This window comes from Amycolatopsis sp. VC5-11, from assembly GCF_037034185.1.
Lineage (GTDB): Bacteria > Actinomycetota > Actinomycetes > Mycobacteriales > Pseudonocardiaceae > Amycolatopsis > Amycolatopsis nivea.
Genome location: NZ_JBAGKF010000004.1, coordinates 299,366 through 315,272 on the forward strand (window position 1 = coordinate 299,366; position 15,907 = coordinate 315,272).

Annotated in this window: 23 protein-coding genes; 20 read left to right on the forward strand and 3 right to left on the reverse strand. The window is 68.7% G+C overall.

The genetic code is table 11. The features are described 5' to 3' along the window. The first annotated feature begins 56 nt into the window (after nt 1-56). The 7 genes from WA670_RS16225 to WA670_RS16255 all read left to right on the forward strand — a co-directional run bounded on the left by WA670_RS16225 (nt 57) and on the right by WA670_RS16255 (nt 3,447). Nucleotides 57-566, forward strand: coding sequence for an HNH endonuclease signature motif containing protein (locus WA670_RS16225; RefSeq protein ID WP_336158169.1), 510 nt, complete (start codon nt 57-59; stop codon nt 564-566). Next, nucleotides 559-1,431: a hypothetical protein gene (locus WA670_RS16230; RefSeq protein ID WP_336158170.1), complete on the forward strand. Its 873-nt coding sequence runs from the start codon at nt 559-561 to the stop codon at nt 1,429-1,431. Before WA670_RS16225 ends, WA670_RS16230 begins: the two co-directional genes overlap by 8 nt. Then, nucleotides 1,428-1,610: a hypothetical protein gene (locus tag WA670_RS16235; RefSeq protein WP_336158171.1), complete on the forward strand. Its 183-nt coding sequence runs from the start codon at nt 1,428-1,430 to the stop codon at nt 1,608-1,610. Before WA670_RS16230 ends, WA670_RS16235 begins: the two co-directional genes overlap by 4 nt. A gap of 267 nt (nt 1,611-1,877) precedes the next feature. After that, nucleotides 1,878-2,171 carry a hypothetical protein gene (locus tag WA670_RS16240; protein ID WP_336158172.1) on the forward strand — a complete coding sequence of 98 codons (294 nt, stop codon included), beginning with the start codon at nt 1,878-1,880 and terminating at the stop codon, nt 2,169-2,171. A 103-nt stretch (nt 2,172-2,274) separates the two neighbouring features. Beyond that, a complete protein-coding gene (locus WA670_RS16245; RefSeq protein ID WP_336158173.1) occupies nt 2,275-2,544 on the forward strand; it encodes a hypothetical protein in 270 nt (89 codons plus the stop codon). A gap of 2 nt (nt 2,545-2,546) precedes the next feature. Then, a complete protein-coding gene (locus WA670_RS16250) occupies nt 2,547-2,699 on the forward strand; it encodes a hypothetical protein (protein ID WP_336158174.1) in 153 nt (50 codons plus the stop codon). A 208-nt stretch (nt 2,700-2,907) separates the two neighbouring features. Then, complete coding sequence (locus tag WA670_RS16255; protein ID WP_336158175.1) at nt 2,908-3,447, forward strand: hypothetical protein; 540 nt, start codon at nt 2,908-2,910, stop codon at nt 3,445-3,447. 305 nt (nt 3,448-3,752) lie between these two features. Here WA670_RS16255 and WA670_RS16260 read toward each other — a convergent pair whose 3' ends face one another. Further along, complete coding sequence (locus tag WA670_RS16260; protein WP_336158176.1) at nt 3,753-4,463, reverse strand: hypothetical protein; 711 nt, start codon at nt 4,461-4,463, stop codon at nt 3,753-3,755. A 75-nt stretch (nt 4,464-4,538) separates the two neighbouring features. Here WA670_RS16260 and WA670_RS16265 point away from each other — a divergent pair, with 75 nt between their 5' ends. After that, nucleotides 4,539-5,123 carry a helix-turn-helix domain-containing protein gene (locus WA670_RS16265; protein ID WP_336158177.1) on the forward strand — a complete coding sequence of 195 codons (585 nt, stop codon included), beginning with the start codon at nt 4,539-4,541 and terminating at the stop codon, nt 5,121-5,123. On the opposite strand, the gene WA670_RS16270 is transcribed toward WA670_RS16265, so the two are convergent. Both WA670_RS16270 and WA670_RS16275 read right to left on the reverse strand, forming a co-directional pair. Then, nucleotides 5,120-5,827 (reverse strand): hypothetical protein, encoded by a 708-nt coding sequence (locus WA670_RS16270; RefSeq protein WP_336158178.1) that lies wholly within the window; start codon nt 5,825-5,827, stop codon nt 5,120-5,122. The two genes, WA670_RS16265 and WA670_RS16270, sit on opposite strands and share 4 nt — an antisense overlap. Before the next feature lie 89 nt (nt 5,828-5,916). Further along, nucleotides 5,917-6,411, reverse strand: coding sequence for a hypothetical protein (locus WA670_RS16275; protein ID WP_336158179.1), 495 nt, complete (start codon nt 6,409-6,411; stop codon nt 5,917-5,919). 64 nt (nt 6,412-6,475) lie between these two features. On the opposite strand from WA670_RS16275, the gene WA670_RS16280 reads away from it, so the two are divergent. From WA670_RS16280 to WA670_RS16335, 12 genes are all read left to right on the forward strand, one after another. Next, nucleotides 6,476-7,474: a glycosyltransferase gene (locus WA670_RS16280; protein WP_336158180.1), complete on the forward strand. Its 999-nt coding sequence runs from the start codon at nt 6,476-6,478 to the stop codon at nt 7,472-7,474. Between the two features lie 14 nt (nt 7,475-7,488). Further along, nucleotides 7,489-7,701, forward strand: coding sequence for a hypothetical protein (locus WA670_RS16285; RefSeq protein WP_336158181.1), 213 nt, complete (start codon nt 7,489-7,491; stop codon nt 7,699-7,701). Continuing rightward, the gene (locus tag WA670_RS16290; protein ID WP_336158182.1) at nt 7,698-8,318 is read left to right on the forward strand and encodes a glycosyltransferase family 2 protein; all 621 of its coding nucleotides are present in this window, start codon (nt 7,698-7,700) and stop codon (nt 8,316-8,318) included. The genes WA670_RS16285 and WA670_RS16290 overlap by 4 nt, the downstream gene beginning before the upstream one ends. Nucleotides 8,319-8,387: 69 nt before the next feature. Continuing rightward, nucleotides 8,388-9,890, forward strand: coding sequence for a hypothetical protein (locus WA670_RS16295; RefSeq protein ID WP_336158183.1), 1,503 nt, complete (start codon nt 8,388-8,390; stop codon nt 9,888-9,890). Beyond that, nucleotides 9,890-11,407, forward strand: a complete 1,518-nt coding sequence (locus WA670_RS16300; protein WP_336158184.1) for a hypothetical protein — start codon at nt 9,890-9,892, stop codon at nt 11,405-11,407. The genes WA670_RS16295 and WA670_RS16300 overlap by 1 nt, the downstream gene beginning before the upstream one ends. After that, nucleotides 11,391-12,542, forward strand: coding sequence for a hypothetical protein (locus tag WA670_RS16305; protein WP_336158185.1), 1,152 nt, complete (start codon nt 11,391-11,393; stop codon nt 12,540-12,542). Before WA670_RS16300 ends, WA670_RS16305 begins: the two co-directional genes overlap by 17 nt. 35 nt (nt 12,543-12,577) lie before the next feature. Further along, nucleotides 12,578-13,189 (forward strand): phage scaffolding protein, encoded by a 612-nt coding sequence (locus WA670_RS16310; protein ID WP_336158186.1) that lies wholly within the window; start codon nt 12,578-12,580, stop codon nt 13,187-13,189. Nucleotides 13,190-13,301: 112 nt separating this feature from the next. Next, nucleotides 13,302-14,237, forward strand: coding sequence for a phage major capsid protein (locus tag WA670_RS16315; protein WP_336158187.1), 936 nt, complete (start codon nt 13,302-13,304; stop codon nt 14,235-14,237). A gap of 61 nt (nt 14,238-14,298) precedes the next feature. Next, nucleotides 14,299-14,733 carry a hypothetical protein gene (locus tag WA670_RS16320; RefSeq protein ID WP_336158188.1) on the forward strand — a complete coding sequence of 145 codons (435 nt, stop codon included), beginning with the start codon at nt 14,299-14,301 and terminating at the stop codon, nt 14,731-14,733. Beyond that, a complete protein-coding gene (locus tag WA670_RS16325) occupies nt 14,733-15,077 on the forward strand; it encodes a hypothetical protein (protein ID WP_336158189.1) in 345 nt (114 codons plus the stop codon). Before WA670_RS16320 ends, WA670_RS16325 begins: the two co-directional genes overlap by 1 nt. A 3-nt stretch (nt 15,078-15,080) precedes the next feature. Then, a complete protein-coding gene (locus WA670_RS16330; protein ID WP_336158190.1) occupies nt 15,081-15,404 on the forward strand; it encodes an HK97 gp10 family phage protein in 324 nt (107 codons plus the stop codon). Further along, entirely contained in the window at nt 15,404-15,865 is a 462-nt protein-coding gene (locus tag WA670_RS16335; RefSeq protein ID WP_336158191.1) for a hypothetical protein, read from the forward strand. Before WA670_RS16330 ends, WA670_RS16335 begins: the two co-directional genes overlap by 1 nt. The last annotated feature ends 42 nt before the right edge of the window (nt 15,866-15,907 follow it).

The following is a 15,907-nucleotide window of genomic DNA, read 5'->3' on the forward strand; positions in this document are numbered from 1 at the left end:
GGCCCGCTAACGCCGGATCTGCCCAGGTACTTCCCTTGTCAAAAGGAGCAATTCCGATGGTACTCCGGAACTTCAATAACTACACCCCGCCCCGGCCAGTTTCCGTCCCCGAGAACTGGCGGCGCGTCCCTGGCGCGGCGGGTTACCTGATCAGCGACGCAGGGCGGCTGATGTCCATCTGCGGCCGCGAGGCGCGCATTCTGCGGCCGAGCAGCAATCGCAAGGGCTATCAACTCGTCAAGGTCCACGGCCTCAACCGGTCGGTCCACCGCCTCGTCCTGGAAGCCTTCGTCGGCCCGCGCCCCGAAGGGCAAGAAGCCAGACATCTGAACGGGAATCCGGCGGACAACCGGCTGCACAACCTGGCCTGGGGCACGTCGAGCCAAAATAAGGCAGACATGGTCCGGCACGGCACGCACAACTGCGCGCGCCGAACGGCCTGCCCGGCGGGCCACGAGTACGTCGACTTCGGATACCGCGACTGCTCCGGCAAGAGGCGCTGCGGCCGGTGCGAGCGGGACCGGTCGACGGCGCGCCGCCAGGCGAAGGCGGCCGACCATGGCTGAGGGGGACGCCCTGCGGCGCTTGAAGCACCGCTACGACGACCAGGCGGCATTCCGGGCGATGGAGTGGGCCGTCAAGCTCCCGGTGATCCGGACCGCCAAGGGGCACGTCGATCATGTCCTGCACCGGGTAGCCGTCGTCCTGGCGCTGCATGCCGACGGCCGGACGGGCGAGAACGCCTTCCCCTCCCAGAAGACCATCGCCCAGTTCTGCGGAGCCGACTCGCTGTCCACAGTGGCCGACGCCCTGGAGCGCGGCGAGGATTTGGGGCTGTGGGCGAGCGAGGAGGACGCCAGCCCCTGGGGAACAGTCCAGTGGCACCTCGCGATCGACGACGACGGGCTGCTGCTGCGCCTGGAGAAGGCCGAGAACGAACGCCTTGAGCGCAAGCGTTCCCAGAGGGCGGCGAAGAATCGGCGACAGTACGAGAACCGCGTGGGAATTCAGCCCCAGTCCACGGGGTCTGAATCTTTCAGCCCTAGTGGACTGGGTATTCAGCCCCGGACGACTGGGTATTCAGCCCCGGTGGATGGGGGCTTCAGCCCCAGTGGACCGGGTATTCAGCCCCGGCCTGCCCTAGACAACCAGCCAACTACACCAGCCACTTTGGACCAGCCCTCTTCGACGAGCCCGCGTGAACAGCGCACCCCGCCAGCTGCGCTGGGCGGGGGTGTGGGCCGGGACCGGGCGTGTGGGGCCAGGGAGTCCGGGCGCGTGTGGGTTCGCGGTCTCGTCAACGCGGTCGCTGCGGGCTTGGTCCCGGACGACGAGCTGGAAGACTTCGCGGGCCTGAAGGTCCAGCCGTGCGGGAACAAGGCCCACGCGTACGAGGCCCGTGTGGTCCGCACCGCCAGGGGATCGCGATGACGCAGCCCCAGTACCGCGAGACCCGGACCCGGCTCCCGGACGGGTCGGTCCTCGTCGAGCGCCTGCTCGTGGTCCCGGTGGTCCCCGATCCCGCCACCGAACTGCTGGACGCGATCGACGGGACCGGGACCACTTCGGGCCCAAAGCCTTCAGAACAACAACGAGAGGAAAGCGAATGAACGTCGTCAACGTCGAGCCCGCATGCTGCGAGTGCGGGACCACCATCGGGCCCAACGAGCGAGCCGTGGTCGTGGTCCTGCGGGACCGCGCTGGTACTCCCGCCGCGTGCGCCGCTCACGTGGCCTGTGCCGAAGTGCTCGCGGAATCGCCGGCCGCGGTTCCGGACGGGCGGGACCGTCCTGTCACCGGCCGGGCCTAAGTCCATCAAGAGGTGAAGGGCAAGACCATGGGCCCATCGGGCCCGAGATCACGATGGAGGAGAGACCATGCGAGAGATTCCCGGACAGGCCCAGTACCAGGCCCTGAACGACGATGAGATTCTTCTGCACATCAGCCGGGCCCGAGCGGCGGGGCGGCCGCCGGTCCTGGCGCTGAGGGAGAAGCAGGACCGCGAGGCCGCCGGTACCTGGGCCCCTGACACGTCGATGGAGGGATGGGCCTGGTCCGACGAGTTCAGCCGGAAGCAGGCCCAACGTCTGGGCCGGTCTGAGGACTGGGCCCGGCGTGAAGTCGAGCAGTGGGCCCGCGCGATGACCCGGGACCAAGGAGTCCGGCGATGAGCCCCTTCTGGGTCCAGTTGGGCCTGACCTTCGCGTGCACGCTGCTTGGCGTGGGTCTGCTGGACCTGGGCTCGGCGATCCTGCGGTACTGGAGGCGGTCTCGATGAGCCGCTGGGACCGGGACCGGCTTAACGATCTGCTGCGCCGGATCGAGCAGGCGGGCCCGCTGGACCGAGACCCGGCAAAGCCCGGTACTGAGGCCCTGGAGGACCGCCTGGCGTGGCTGGAGCGGGCGTGGCCCGGAACAACTCGGGCCCAACGGTTGGCCCCGGCGCTCGACGACCTGAGCCCGGACCAGAGGGACCAGCTGGCGGCGGAACTGCTCGGGGACCTGGACGGGCCCGAGGACCACGAAAACGACTGGGAGAACTGAAGATGTCCAAGCCGAAGACCGCCGAGGAAACCCTGGACGCCATCGCGGCCGAGATGCAGAGACAGACGCACCAGCAGGCCGAGCTGCTGCGCGAGCTGGACAGCCTCGGCCGGAGCATCGTCGACCTGACGCGAGCGATCGAGCGCCAGCGCTGACGCTGAGTCATCGAAACGTCGAGCCCCGGGTTTCCCACGCCCGGGGCGTCTTCGTGAGAATTCTCGGCGCCGACGCGCGCACGCGCGCCTGCGCGCATTATGCGCGAGGCACGCCGCCCCGTGAGAAACCGGCAGCATGGCACCGCTCGGCGGTCACGCCGGGTTACTATTGGGACGATCGTCCCGGTTGTTTCGGTAGGAGGCTCCCGTGTCCGAAGTCCTCGAACTCCTGGCCCACGTCATCGAGCGCACCGCCGTCACCCGCAAGCCCGGCCCGATGTCCACCGGCGGCGGCTTCGGCAGCACCGTGCCGATCGACCTGGATGCCCTGGAACTGCGGGACAAGCTCCGCTGGGCCTCGGGTTTGAGGTGGCTGGAGCTGGAGGAGCTGGCCCTGGACCTGATCGAGCGCCCGCACCGGATCCCGCTCGGCGCGTGCCCGAACTGCGGCGAGCAGGTGGCCGTCGAGTTCGACCGCGTCGCCGCCCAGTGCCCGGACCCCGAGTGCGGAATCTGGGTCAGCCGCGCGGACGCCGTGCACGCCGCGCGGGAGTACGTGGAGCAGACCTGGCTGAGCCCGGCGGAGATCGAGCAGGAGACCCGCGGCTGGGGTACCCCGGTCCGTGCGGGTCGCGTGCGCACCTGGCGCTGGCGCGGCTGGATCGAGCCCAACGAGGACGGGCGCTACTGCTTGGCCGACGTGCTGGCCCTGATTGACAGCGAGGCAGTGAAAGCACGCGCAGGCTGACCGAGTTTTCCCTACCCACTTGGGTATTACTCGATCGGGTAGGGCCTTTCCCTTGCTTGCCAACAGGTTTGGCGACACGTACTGTCACAGGAGTGGGCGGAGCTGCGCCCAACGAATCCCAGCGTGAATCCCCTCGGGGAGGCAGCGGGAGGCGAGGCGCAGCGACCGCCCTTTCTGATCTCCGGACCCCCGCCGACACGCCAAGCGGACACACCTGCGGCGCGAGGGATCCGGCCTACTCCGGTCGAGCGCGGGCACGCGCCTCCTACCCGCGTGCCCGCGCTCCCGGTCCAAGTTGCGGGCACTCAGGACCATTCGCTGTTAGGCATGAGCTTCCCTTCTCGGGTCCGGGTCCATCGGTTTCCGTTGCTGTCGGAAAAGTAGACCTCCACCCATCCGAACGGCACGATGTTCTCCAGATCAGTTCGTGCTGCGAGGGACAAGGCTCTTCGTGCGCCGGGTTCGTCCGGGATCGTGAAAGCGGCCTCTCCCAGGTGTTCCTCGGCGACGTCGACCAGGTGCCTGATCAGCCATTTGGTTGCGTACGTGTGCACTTGAGGACCATCGGTGGGGCCCACGCTGTCGATCCTTATGACGCTCTTCTTGACGCCTTCTCCGGATTCCCAGGCGGCTGTGAGCTGGCCGGGGTCCGGGAACGTGAACCCCAGCAGCACCTGGTAGATCGGCAATGGGCCGCTGTTCGCGACCATGACCTTCGGGTTGACGACGTTCCCCCGGTCAATCCAGACGCCGAACCGCGAGGCGAGGTACTGCAGCTCCGCTGTCTCCGTACGCTGCGCTTGCTCGCGGTATTGGGCATCGGACTTGCGCCATCCCACGACGGCGATCCAGACCGCAGTGCCAGCCGCGGCGACCGAGCCGAAGGCACCAGCCCACTGGCCCCAGGCCGCCCACCACGTCGCGTCCTTGCCGTTTGAGATGCCCACGACGAGGAGCACCAGCGCACCGATCGCGGCGAGGAAAACCCAGAACATCGCACGGTCGCTCAGTCTCATGAGCGCGAGTATCGCCCGCTGCCTGACGGCCGCCGGGTCGGCACGCCGTGCCCTTGACGTAAGGGGGTTGACGCCATGGCAGGAGAAGGCGGCAACGCCCACAACAAGCGCACCGAGGCCGAGACTGCCGAGCTGCGGGCCGAGGCATACCGGCTCCGCTTGCGGGGCCTCACGCTCCGCCAGGCGGCCGCCGAGTTGGGCGTGAGCCACCAGACGGTCGCCAACTGGTCCAAGACCGAGGCCGAGGAGCTGGTGACCCCGCTAGCCGCGGAGCTTCGGCAGCAGCAGTTGGACCGCCTCGGCGAGCTTCGGCAGCGCGCACTGGAAGTCCTGGAGCGCGCGCACGTGACCGTCTCGCACGGCCGAGTGATCCGCGAGGGCCAGCCCTTCGTCGACTTCGACGACGACGGCGAGCCGGTGGCGAAGATCGCGCCCGGCCAGGGCGAGCCGATCCTGGACGACGGCCCGGTGCTGGCGGCCATGGACCGCCTGCTGCGCATCGAAGAGCGCATCGCCAAGCTCGCGGGCCTCGACGCGCCGGTGAAGTCGGACGTCGTCATGACCGCCGAGATCACCGAAGCGCCGGCCGACGCGGCCGAGCTGCTGCGCCAGGCCCGCGAACGCAACGCGGCCCGGCGTGCCGAGCTGTCCGGGGACTAGCGCCTGACCAGTTGGCCGTCGGGCTGCCGCACCCACCGCAGCCCGTTTGCGTCTCGGAACGTGACGGTGATCTCCGAACGGCGTGTGATCACGTCGTGCGGATCGCGGTAAAGGCGCTTGAGATGTCGCAACTCGGCTTCCCTGACGCGGGCCAAGCTGGAGTCATCATTCGGTGTCGCGTCCTGGACGAGCGACGTTAGGCGTGCGTGGAAAGTTTGGCTGTCGTCGCCGTCGAGCACCTGCGGCAGCGGCCCCGGCGGGCAAACCTGGGAGCGTACGTTGAACGAGCGGTCCCGAAGCACTCGCACGCTGACGGCGACCTGGTAGATCGGCAGAGGGCTGCTGTTCTGGAACATCAGCACGTACTCATCGAGCTTCAGGGTCCTCTGGTCCCCGAGGATCATGGCACCCATCACGCCGATCTCGGCCAACATCTGCGGGCTGATCTCCTTCTCCGTCTCCATCTTGCCGATCCACACGGCGAACTTCGACGCCTGGTCTCTGGTCTGCTGCTCGGCAGCTTGGTGCTCGGAGCGACGCCAGCCCTCGACCGCGATCCAGACCGCGACCCCGGCCGCGCCGATGGAGCCGACGCCACCGACCCACTGACCGGCCGAGGCCCACCAATCGGTGCCGCGCCCCGTGGCGATGCCGACGTCGAGCAGCACGATGAAACCGATGACGGCGACGAAGGTGACGAACAAGCCGCGTTGTCCAAGTTGCATGTACGGTCAGTCGTCGACCGGCTGCTGATCGTTTCGACGGGGCGCGTTCGGGTTGGATGTACAGGTGCTCAGCGCGTGTACCGGCGTGCGAGAACCGCGAAGTCCAGCGTCGTTTTTTCGAGCGCCTGCAAGGCTGCATCGAGGTCTGCCGGAACTGTCATGGGGTCCGGATCCGTGCCCGGTGATTCCAGCAGTTTGTGCGCGGCTAGCTCCGCATCTCTGACCTCGCGAGCCTTGCGTGCAAGGACGTCAGGACCATAGAGGAACAGCAGGTCAGATGACTGGCGAAGAGCAGCCTTGCCGTCGTTGACCTCCTGGATCCAGCCTGATCGCTGATCATCAGTAGCTGTCTGCTCTCGTGCTCGTTCGGCCCGGAAATCGGCGTTGAGCGACACCAATCGTTGCTGAATGACGGTGGCTGCCCCGATGAGCCTCGCGCATTGCTCGCCGCGTACCTGACGAGTCTTCGCACGAGCAGTGATCAAGTTCTTCACCGGCTCCAGGGCAGTGCCGACGAACACTCCGGCCAGTGCGAAGACGCCGGTGATGACGGTGGTCCACATGTCAAGTGAGTCGCGCGTGACAGCGGTGGTGTTTCGCCGCACGGCAGGGGAAGGAGCGGGGCGCGTGAAGATCTTCGGGTGGCTGGCCGACCGTTCCGGCTGCGGCTACTACCGCCTCATGCTGCCGGGCGCGGAGCTGGCCCAGCGCGGCCACGACGTGATGTTGGACGGCACGCTGCCCGCCGAGGCGAAGAGTGGCGAGTGCGACGTGGTGATCGGCCAGCGCGTGTGCAATGAGGGCGCGAGCGTCACGTGGCAGAAGCTGGCCCTCGCCGGGCACACCAAGCTGGTGTTCGAGACGGACGATCTGCTGACCGAAGTGGACCCGTCCAACCGGATCGCGCACCGCTTCTACACCGAGGACACCGTGCGCCGGTACCGCGAGAACATGGCCGTGGCGGACGTGATCACGGTGACCACGGACCGGCTCGCCGAGCACGCGCGCGAGATCAACCGAACCGCGGCGATTCACGTGCTGCCGAACATGATTCCGGCGTGGCTGCTCGACCACGAGCGCCCGAAGGCAGGCGACCTGGTGACGATCGGCTGGCGTGGCGGGGCAAGCCACTCGCGCGACTTCGGCGAGCTGGCCAAGCCGCTTCGCCGGTTCTTGCAGCACCCGGACTTCCGCGACCGCGCCGAACTGCACTGCATGGGTGCGCCGTATCAGGTGCGCGTGGAAAGCAACCACGGCCGCACCCGCTGGACTGGTTGGCACGAGGGCGTGTCGGACTTCCTGCGGGCCGTCGATTTCGACCTGGCGGTGATCCCGTTGCGGCCGTCGTCGTTCAACGAGTGCAAGAGCCCGCTTGCGGTGCTGGAGACGGCGGCGCTCGGCATCCCCGCGATCGCGTCGGACTTCGGCCCGTACCGGCTGGCCGCCGAATCAGGCTCAGCGACGCTCACAGCGTCGACACCGCGCGAGTGGACCGAGCACCTGACCACGTTGGTGAACGAGCCGGAGACGCGCACACAGCTGGGCAAGCAGGCCAAGGAATGGGCCAGCACACAGACCATCGAAGGCAACGCGTGGCGGTGGGAAGCCGCCTACACCAACGACTGAGGGAGTGAGCGAACATGGCGCACTGGGTGGAGTGCAATAACAACAAGTCCGCGTACGTGAACCTGGACGCGGCGGCCTTCGCCGACGTGGTCAACATCGGCGGGGTCGAGCAGATCACCGTGCACGGGCCGGACGGTCAGACCTACACGCTGACCAACACCTACGCCTCCAGCGCGGACGCCATCGCTGCGCTCGGCAAGCTGCTCCAGGGCTACACGGTCCCGTGACCGCCGCCGCGCCCATCACGGTCGTGGTCCCCACGATCCCGCCCCGGGAGCGCTTGCTCCGCAAGGCGTTGCTGTCAGTGAAGCGGCAGACGTTGCAGCCCGCCGAGGTGATCGTGGAGACCGACGGCGAGCACACCGGGAGCGCGGCCACCCGCAACCGGGCACTGGCCCGCGTGAGCACCGAGTGGGTGGCGTGGCTGGACGACGACGACCAGTTCCTGCCGAACCACCTGGAGCGCCTGCACGACGAGGCACAGCGCACCGGCGCGGACGTCGTCTACTCCCTGCCCCGCGTGCTCGACGAGCACAACAACGTGAAGCCCCGGCAATGGTACTGGGGCGGCGGGCCGGAGTTCGACCCCGAGCTGCTGCGGCGCAAGGCCCACATTCAGACCACGAGCTTGGTGCGCACCGAGTTCGCGCGCAAGGTCGGCGGCTTCCGGTTCATCACCGACGAGACCGGGGCCGTCAACGACGACCACGGGTTCTACCTCTCGTTGTACGACGCCGGGGCGAAGTTCGCCCACGTGCACGAGGAGACGTTCATCTGGCGTCATCACGGTTACGGCCTGCCCGGCCGCTCCGGCAACACCTCGGGACAGCCTTCCCGGTGGTGAGCTGCCGGACGGAGCCCGGCAGAGCCCTCGGTCACAGCCCGCCCACGGGCAGGACGCGGAGGGCACACCATGTTCGACCTCGACGCGCACCTGGCCGGGATCGACGAGCGTCTGCTGGAGTTCCCTGAGGGGCGGCGGGTGCTCACCGAGCTGGATCCTCTGCTCTTCGGCGTGGTCTATCTCGCGGATCATCTGCGGGGCCGGGAAACCGGCGGCGAGATCACGTTCAGCAAGGCGCACGTCGAATGGTGCGAGCTGGCGCAGCGGTACGTCCGGCCCATTTCGTCGTACCGGCCCGGCGACCTTCGCGACGGCATCATCGCCCCGCGCGGGCTCGGCAAGAGCACGTGGTGGTTCCTGATCATCCCGATGTGGCTTGCCGCGCACAGGCACCGTCGGTTCATCGCGGCCTTCGCCAACAGCGACAAGCAGGCCACAGACCACCTCGGCACGTTCAAGCGCGAGCTGGAGAACAACCCGCTGCTGCGGTCGGACTTCCCGCAGCTGTGCGCGCCGGCCAAGCGGCCCTCGGGCACCACGGTGTCGGACTCGCAGCACATGTTCGTGGCGCAGAACGGCTTAGTGATGACCGCCTCGGGCATCGACTCGCAGGTGCTGGGCCTGAAGGTCGGCAACACCCGGCCGGATCACTTGATCTTGGACGACGTCGAGGGCACCGAGGGCAACTATTCCCCGGCGCAGAAGGAAAACCGGCTCAAGACGATCGTGTCGGGCATCCTGCCGATGAACAACCTCGCCTCGGTGACGATGGCGGGCACGGTGGCGATCCCCGGCGCGATCATCGACGACGTGGCCGCGAAGCAGCGCGGCGACCAGTACCCCTCGTGGGTCGACGACCACGGCTTCGTGCCGCGTTACAGCGACATCATCGTGACCGACGACGACGGCACCGAGCGCAGCTTGTGGCCGGAGCGCTGGCCGATGGCCTGGATCGAGTCGCAGCGGCACATCCGCGAGTTTCAGAGCCAGATGCGGAACAACCCGATGGCCGCGGACACCGCCTTCTGGTCGGGTGAGGACTTCGCCTATCGCGACGACCTGCCGCTGACGCACCAGCTGTTGAGCATCGACCCTGCGGTGACCACGCGGGAGAAGTCGGACTACACGGCGCTCGCGGTGGTCGGCGCGACCGCGCCCGGTCCGGATCGTGCATGCGTCGTCCGCTACGCCCGGCAGGTCAAGATCCCGCCGGGGGAGAAGCTGCGGCAGCTCGTGCTGGAGATCCTGAACGAGTACCCGGAGATCACCGGCGTTCTGGTGGAGACCAACCAAGGCGGAGACGCCTGGAAGGCGATCCTGCATCACCTGCCGGTGAACGTCCGGACGGTGCACCAGTCCCGGCCGAAGGAAGTCCGCGCGGGCTCGCTGCTGGCGAAGTACCAGCGCGGCCGCGTTTTCCACGAGAAGCGCTTGCACCAGCTCGAAGCACAGATGATCCGGTTCCCCCTCGACGCGCACGACGACCTCGTGGACGCGGTGGGCTCCGGCGTCGACCTGTTCCTGAAGGACGCCCCGCCGCTGCGGGCCACTGCACGAGAGGGGGCGGACTGATGGCGGATCTCGACGACGGCCTGAAGGCGATGGACGACGCCGCGCCCGGCTACGACAAGGCCAAGGCGTACAGCGATGGCCCGGTGGAAGAGGTCTTCACCTCGCGGCGCGTGCGGCGGCTGCTGCGCGACCAGGGCGTGAGTTTCGAGACGCTGCACGGGAACGTCATCATCGACGCCGTCGCGAACAAGCTGCGCATCGAGTCCATCACCAGCGACACCGACGAACGCACGCAGATGATCGCGGACGCGGACGAGGCCAACCGGATGGCGCAGGTCCGGCCCGAGGTGATGCGCCGCGCCTTGCAGCTCGGCGACTGCTACCTGACGGCGTGGCCGGTGCTCGACGACAACGGCGACGTGGTCGAGGGCAAGGTGCAGATCTCGGTGCACGGACCGAAAACCATGCGCGTGATCTACGACGACGACGGCGTGGAACGGTTCGCGATCCAGCGGTGGAGCATCAAGACCACGCTGGGCGCGAAGCGGACGCGGGTCGACCTGATCTACACCGACCGCATCGAGCACCTGATCTCCAAGGGTGCAAGGGCGAGCAAGGCCGGGGACTTCCAGCCGTACGAGGCCGACGGCGTTCCGGCCGAGGAAGAGAACCCGTACGGCGAACTGCCGGTGTTCCACTTCCATGGCCGCGGATTGCCGGGCGAGTACGGGACACCCGAGCACAAGCCCTTCTACGGCAGCCAAAACAAGCTGTTGAAGCTGGAGATCTCCCACATGGCGGGCGTGGACTACAACACGCTCCCGCAGCGGGTGGCCCTGCGCGACGCGGGCAAGGTCGGCCCGTCGGACATCGACGACCTCGACGAGGACGAGTTCTTGGCGAGCCCGGACGGGCAGCGCACGGACTCGGCGATGGGCGACCGCAAGTCGAAGCTGTCCAGCGAGCCGGGTTCCGTGTGGGACCTGGAGGGCTACAAGGACGTCAAGCAGCTGGACCCGACGACGCCCGCCGTGTTCCTCGACCCGCGCGAGACGTACTTGCGCGAGGGCGCGCTGGTGTCGGCTACCCCGCTGCACCTGTTCGACCGCACGGGCCAGATCCCCAGCGGGGAGAGCCTGAAGACGGCCAACGAGCCGCTGGACGACAAGACCCGGGCGCACAAGACCTCGTTCGACGGCACCTGGCGGGGGTTCTACCGCTTCGTTCTCCGGCTGCTGGGCCAGGAGGACGCGCCGGTGTCGATCGCGTGGGCTCCGATCGAGTCCACCGACGAGACCACGAAACTCAGCCAGGCCAAGCAGAAGCAGGAACTCGGCGTCCCGCTCGACCAGTCGCTGACCGAGATCGGTTACAAGGCCGAGGACGTGCAGCGCTGGTTGGACGAGGGCGACGGCGGCCTTTCCGTTCGCGTGGCGCTGCTCGCGCAGCTCGGCGACGCGGTGGCCAGCTTCGCCACGGCCGTGGCCGGCGGTCTGATGGACACGGCCAGCGTCCAGGCGGTCATCGCCAAGACGATCGGCGACGTGGCGGGGCCGAGCGATGACGGCACCGGCTAGCGTCGTCCCGGCGGTGATCGTCGCCCACGACGGGCAGGCGCTCCAGCTGGAGGACGCGGCAGCGGCTGCTGCGGCCGGTCCGGTGCGGGACGCGCTCAAAGCGGCGCTGTCGTGGGCGCACGTGGCCTGGTCGCGGCGTTTCGGCAAGCCTGCGGGCCTTCGCTCCGGCGAGGACTTCGACGCCTACACGGCCGAGCTGGCTGCCCGCATCCGTGCCGTGAGCATCGACCCGGCACCGGTGCTGCTCGACTTCGCCCGGCGGGCCCGGATTCTCGGGGTCTCGCAGGGCCTGATCGAGGCGAACGCCCCGCAGCGGAACCTCGGCCACGAGATCCGCGCGGAGACCCGGCGGCAGATCGACGAGAGCACCGCGACGGCACGCGCGAAGCTGGCGCAGGCGGCGGATCTCGTGGAGTCCTTGCAGCGCGGCAGCTTCAAGACGATCAACCGGCAGCTGGCCGTTGCCGACCAGGCCGGGAACATCGTGGAGCGCGCCGCCCGCACGGCCGCGAACGACGAGCTGAACGAGGGCCTGGCCGCCGCTGCCGAGCACGTGGGCGGGCGGCTGGTGTGGATCGCCGAGCGCGACGCCTGCGTGGCTTGCCTGGCGTTGTCGGGCCACGTGATCGAGCCGGGGGACGCGTTCGACTGGCGGCTGACGTTCGGTGCCAAGGCGTACCCGCCGATGGGCTTCGACGCCGAGGGCGAGCTGGTCGAGATCGAGCTGGAGCGTCCGCCGAGGCATCCGTACTGCCGGTGCCGGGTTTCGCCCTGGCTCGGGCACGACGAGGCGGGCGCGCTGTCGGTGACGCACGACTGGGCCGACGCGGCCGCCGATTCCCTTGCCCGGGGCGACTTGGTGGGCGCGGCCGCCGCGCAGAAGGCCGCAGCGGAGGCCTCGGCCTCGGCTGCATTCGACCTGCCTTCGGCGCTCCGGCGCGAGGCCGAGCGCTCGATCCTGCGCGGCGACGCGCTGCCGAGCGAGTCCGAGAACGTCCGCATTCAAGCCGCCGACCGGTTGCTCAACCGCATCGGCAGCCAGAAGAACTCCCGCTCCCCGTCCGGCTGGCGTGTTCCGGCCTCGGTGAAGAAGCGGGCCGAGCGCGCCGTGCAGCGCGGCGCATTCACCAGATAGCCCGTGAGGGCGCAGAAAGCAGAGGAGACGCCGAGATGGCGATCAAGACCCTGAACTCCCGGTTCCGCCGGTTCGCGCGCGACGCGGACCCCGACGGCGGTTCGGGCGGCGGAGGCACCGGCGGTGGCGATGGCCAGGACACCGGCGGTACCGACGACGGCAAGGACGGCGGCGCCGAGTGGACGCCGCCGACGAAGGCCGAGTACGAGGCGTTGCAGGCCAAGCTGTCGGCCACCAACGCCGAGTCCGCGCAGCGGCGGGTGAAGATCCGCGAGCTGGAGCAGCAGCACGAGACCGACGCGGAGAAGGCCAAGCGCGAAGCCGACGAGGCCGCAGCCGCCCGGTACAAGCCCACCGCCGTCAAGGCCAGCGCCCGCGCGGCGCTGCTGGAGGCGGAGGCGAAGACCGATCGCGTGGCCGCGCTGATCGGCCTGGTCAACGTGTCCGCTTTGGACATCGACGACAAGGGCGACGTGACCGGCCTGGAGGCCGAGGTCAAGCGCGTCAAGGCCGACTACCCCGAGTTCTTCAAAGCCGAGGGCGACGGCGAGAAGCCGCGGCCCGGACGGCTGACTCCCGGCGGCAAGCAGACCGCCGAGACCCCGAAGACGGCGGGCGAGATCATCGCCGCCCGCTACGGCGGCTGATCCAGTCCGCCACCGCAGCACCAAGAGCAGCCCGTGAGGGCATTCCGGCCGAGCCGCAGCAATCCGAGGCACGGCCCTTTCCCTCATTTCCCAACTGAAACGGAGAGCCGTCATGGCTGTCGCTTTCACCGGGGCGGGCTGGATCCCGATCGAGACCAACCCCGATGTCATCCAGAAGGTTCAGCAGGCTTCGGCCGTGGAGCGCTTCGGCCACCACGTTCCGATGGGCTCGCAGACCAAGTACACCCCGCGTTCCGGCGGTGTCGTGCTCGGCCACTGGGAGAAGTCCCAGAGCGCACCGGCCGACTCCAGCCCGAACGACTCGGTGCTGCTGAACGCCGACAAGTTCGGCGGCAAGGTCACCGTGGCCGAGGAGGACATGGCCGACTCGCTCGCGGACGTCGTGAACGCCAAGAGCGGCGACGCGGGCACGGCCTACGGCAAGCTCTTCGACAATGTGTGCCTGGGCATCACGGCGGCGAAGGCGACGAGCGGGTGGGGCTTCGACAGCCTCTACTACCTGCTCGGTCAGAACGACTCGGCGGTGGGCTACACCGGCGGCACGAACCTGACCACGGGTGCCACGGCTGCGACCTACGACAACCTCTCGGCCCTGATCGGCCAGCACGAGGTCAGCGACTGGTTCGACGAGTCGCAGGTGGTCGTGATCGCGCACCCGTCGTTCAAGCAGGCGCTGCGGGGCATCAAGAACGCCAACGGCGATCCGGTCTTCCAGGAGTCCACCAACGGCACCGCCGGTGGTGGCCAGGCTGCGACCGCGACCCGGCTGTTCGGCTACGAGATGCAGTTCTCGATGGGCTGCAAGACCAGCGCGGCGGGCTCGGCGACCCCGACCGGGAAGCCGTTCATCGTGGTCGGCAACCGCCAGCTGCTCCAGGTCGGCGACCGCAACCCGCTCGCGGTCAACTTCCAGGACAGCCAGACCGGTATCGGCGTCGACACCGACGAGAACGTGCTGTACTTCCGCGCTCGCAAGGCGTTCGCGCCGGGCGCGGTCAACGGGTTCTCCATGCTGGTGATCGGCTGAGGCACGGCGTGACGGGGCCGCGTGGTTCGCTGCGCGGCCCCTCCCCGGAAGGGAGAACGCCGTGCCTGACACCGAAACCTGGGCCAATGCGGGTGACGTGTTCACCTACGCCAAAGCCACAGTGGACGACGACGCGGTGCTGCGCGCGCAGGCGACGATCGACCTGCACGCGGGCCGGATCTTCGCCGACGCGGACAGGATCGGCGGGCGGGACAGGTACTGGCTGAAGCTGGCCGTGGCCTACCAGGCCGCGTGGCAGTCTTCGCAGCCGGATCTGTTCGAGCGCCAGGACATCACCACGACCGGCGGCAGCAACTCGACGCAGGGCACGCCCACGTGGATGGTGCTCGCTCCGCATGCGGCGCAGGCGCTGCGGCGGGTGTCGTGGATCGGCTCCGGCTCGTTCCATGTGCGCGCACCGAACGAGCCAACGGACCAGCGCCGCGAGGTCTACGGGGACGACGGGGGAGATCCCGGAGTTTGGAGTCCGGTCTGATGTGGGCGCTCGCGACGTGCCGGGCGTCGATCTTCAGGGGCACCGCGCCCAGCCCGTACGGCGACCCGGTGCCGAACAACACCACTCCGGCCGCCACGGGAGTGCTGCTGGCGGTGGAAGAGCGCATGGCGCGCACCTGGGACCCGGCCACGCAGACGCCGCGCGTGGTGCGCGTCGTCTCCGGCACGGTTCCGTCCACTGCGGACATCCGCACGGGCGACCGGATCCGCGACGACACCAACGGCGTGCTGTACCTGGTGCAGAACGTCACCCGCCCGCGGACGCCGGGCCGGACGCCGGACACCGTGCTGGAGCTGAAACGCATCGGCGACGACGGGGGGTGAGCCGTGGCGGAGTACCGCGAGGAACCCGGCTGGAAAGAAAAGATCGCCGATGACGTGCGGGAGCTGTTCGGCAAGCTCACCGGGGAAGTCCTCGAAGACGCGAAGCGGCTGGTCCCGGTCGACACCGGGCACCTGCGCGAGTCGCTGTCGAGCGAGATCAACGGCGACACCGCGCGCATCGGCTCGGATCTCAACTACGCGCTCTATGTAGAAGAGGGCCATCGCGTCGGATACGCGGGGCCGGACGGCGAGACCGTGTTCACGGGTGAAGTCGTTCCGCCGCAGCCGTACCTTCGCCCGGCGCTCTACCGACGGCGGGGTGCGTGATGACCGCCCCGTTCATCTACGCCTCCGACGAGGCGGTGACATGCGCGTGGCTCGCGCAGCTGGCTGGCTTCTCGGCCGGGATGGTCGGGGAAGTCCTGCCGCGCGACGCGAGCACCTGGGCCGCAACGGGTTTCCTCACCGTGGCGGTGGCGGGCGGCGACACCGTGCCGGAGTACCGGTTCGAGTCGCCGGTGATGGACGTGCGCAGCTGGGCGACCACGCCGGGCACGGACGCTCCGCCGTGGAACAGGGCGCGCAACCTCGCCACCTCGGTGCAGGCGGGGACCTATCGGCGGGAGCCGTGGTTCCTGGAGTTGACCGGGTGCAGCGAGAACGCGGTGGTGAAGACCGCGTGGGTCCTCGGGAAGCCGAGGCGGGCGTACGGCGATTTCGGCGACTACGCCGTTTATGCGCTCGACCTGGTCCTGAACTGGGTCCCGGTCGCCAAGAGCACCCCGTGAGGGGACTGACAACCAACCATTCGGGCCGCACGGCCCACAGTC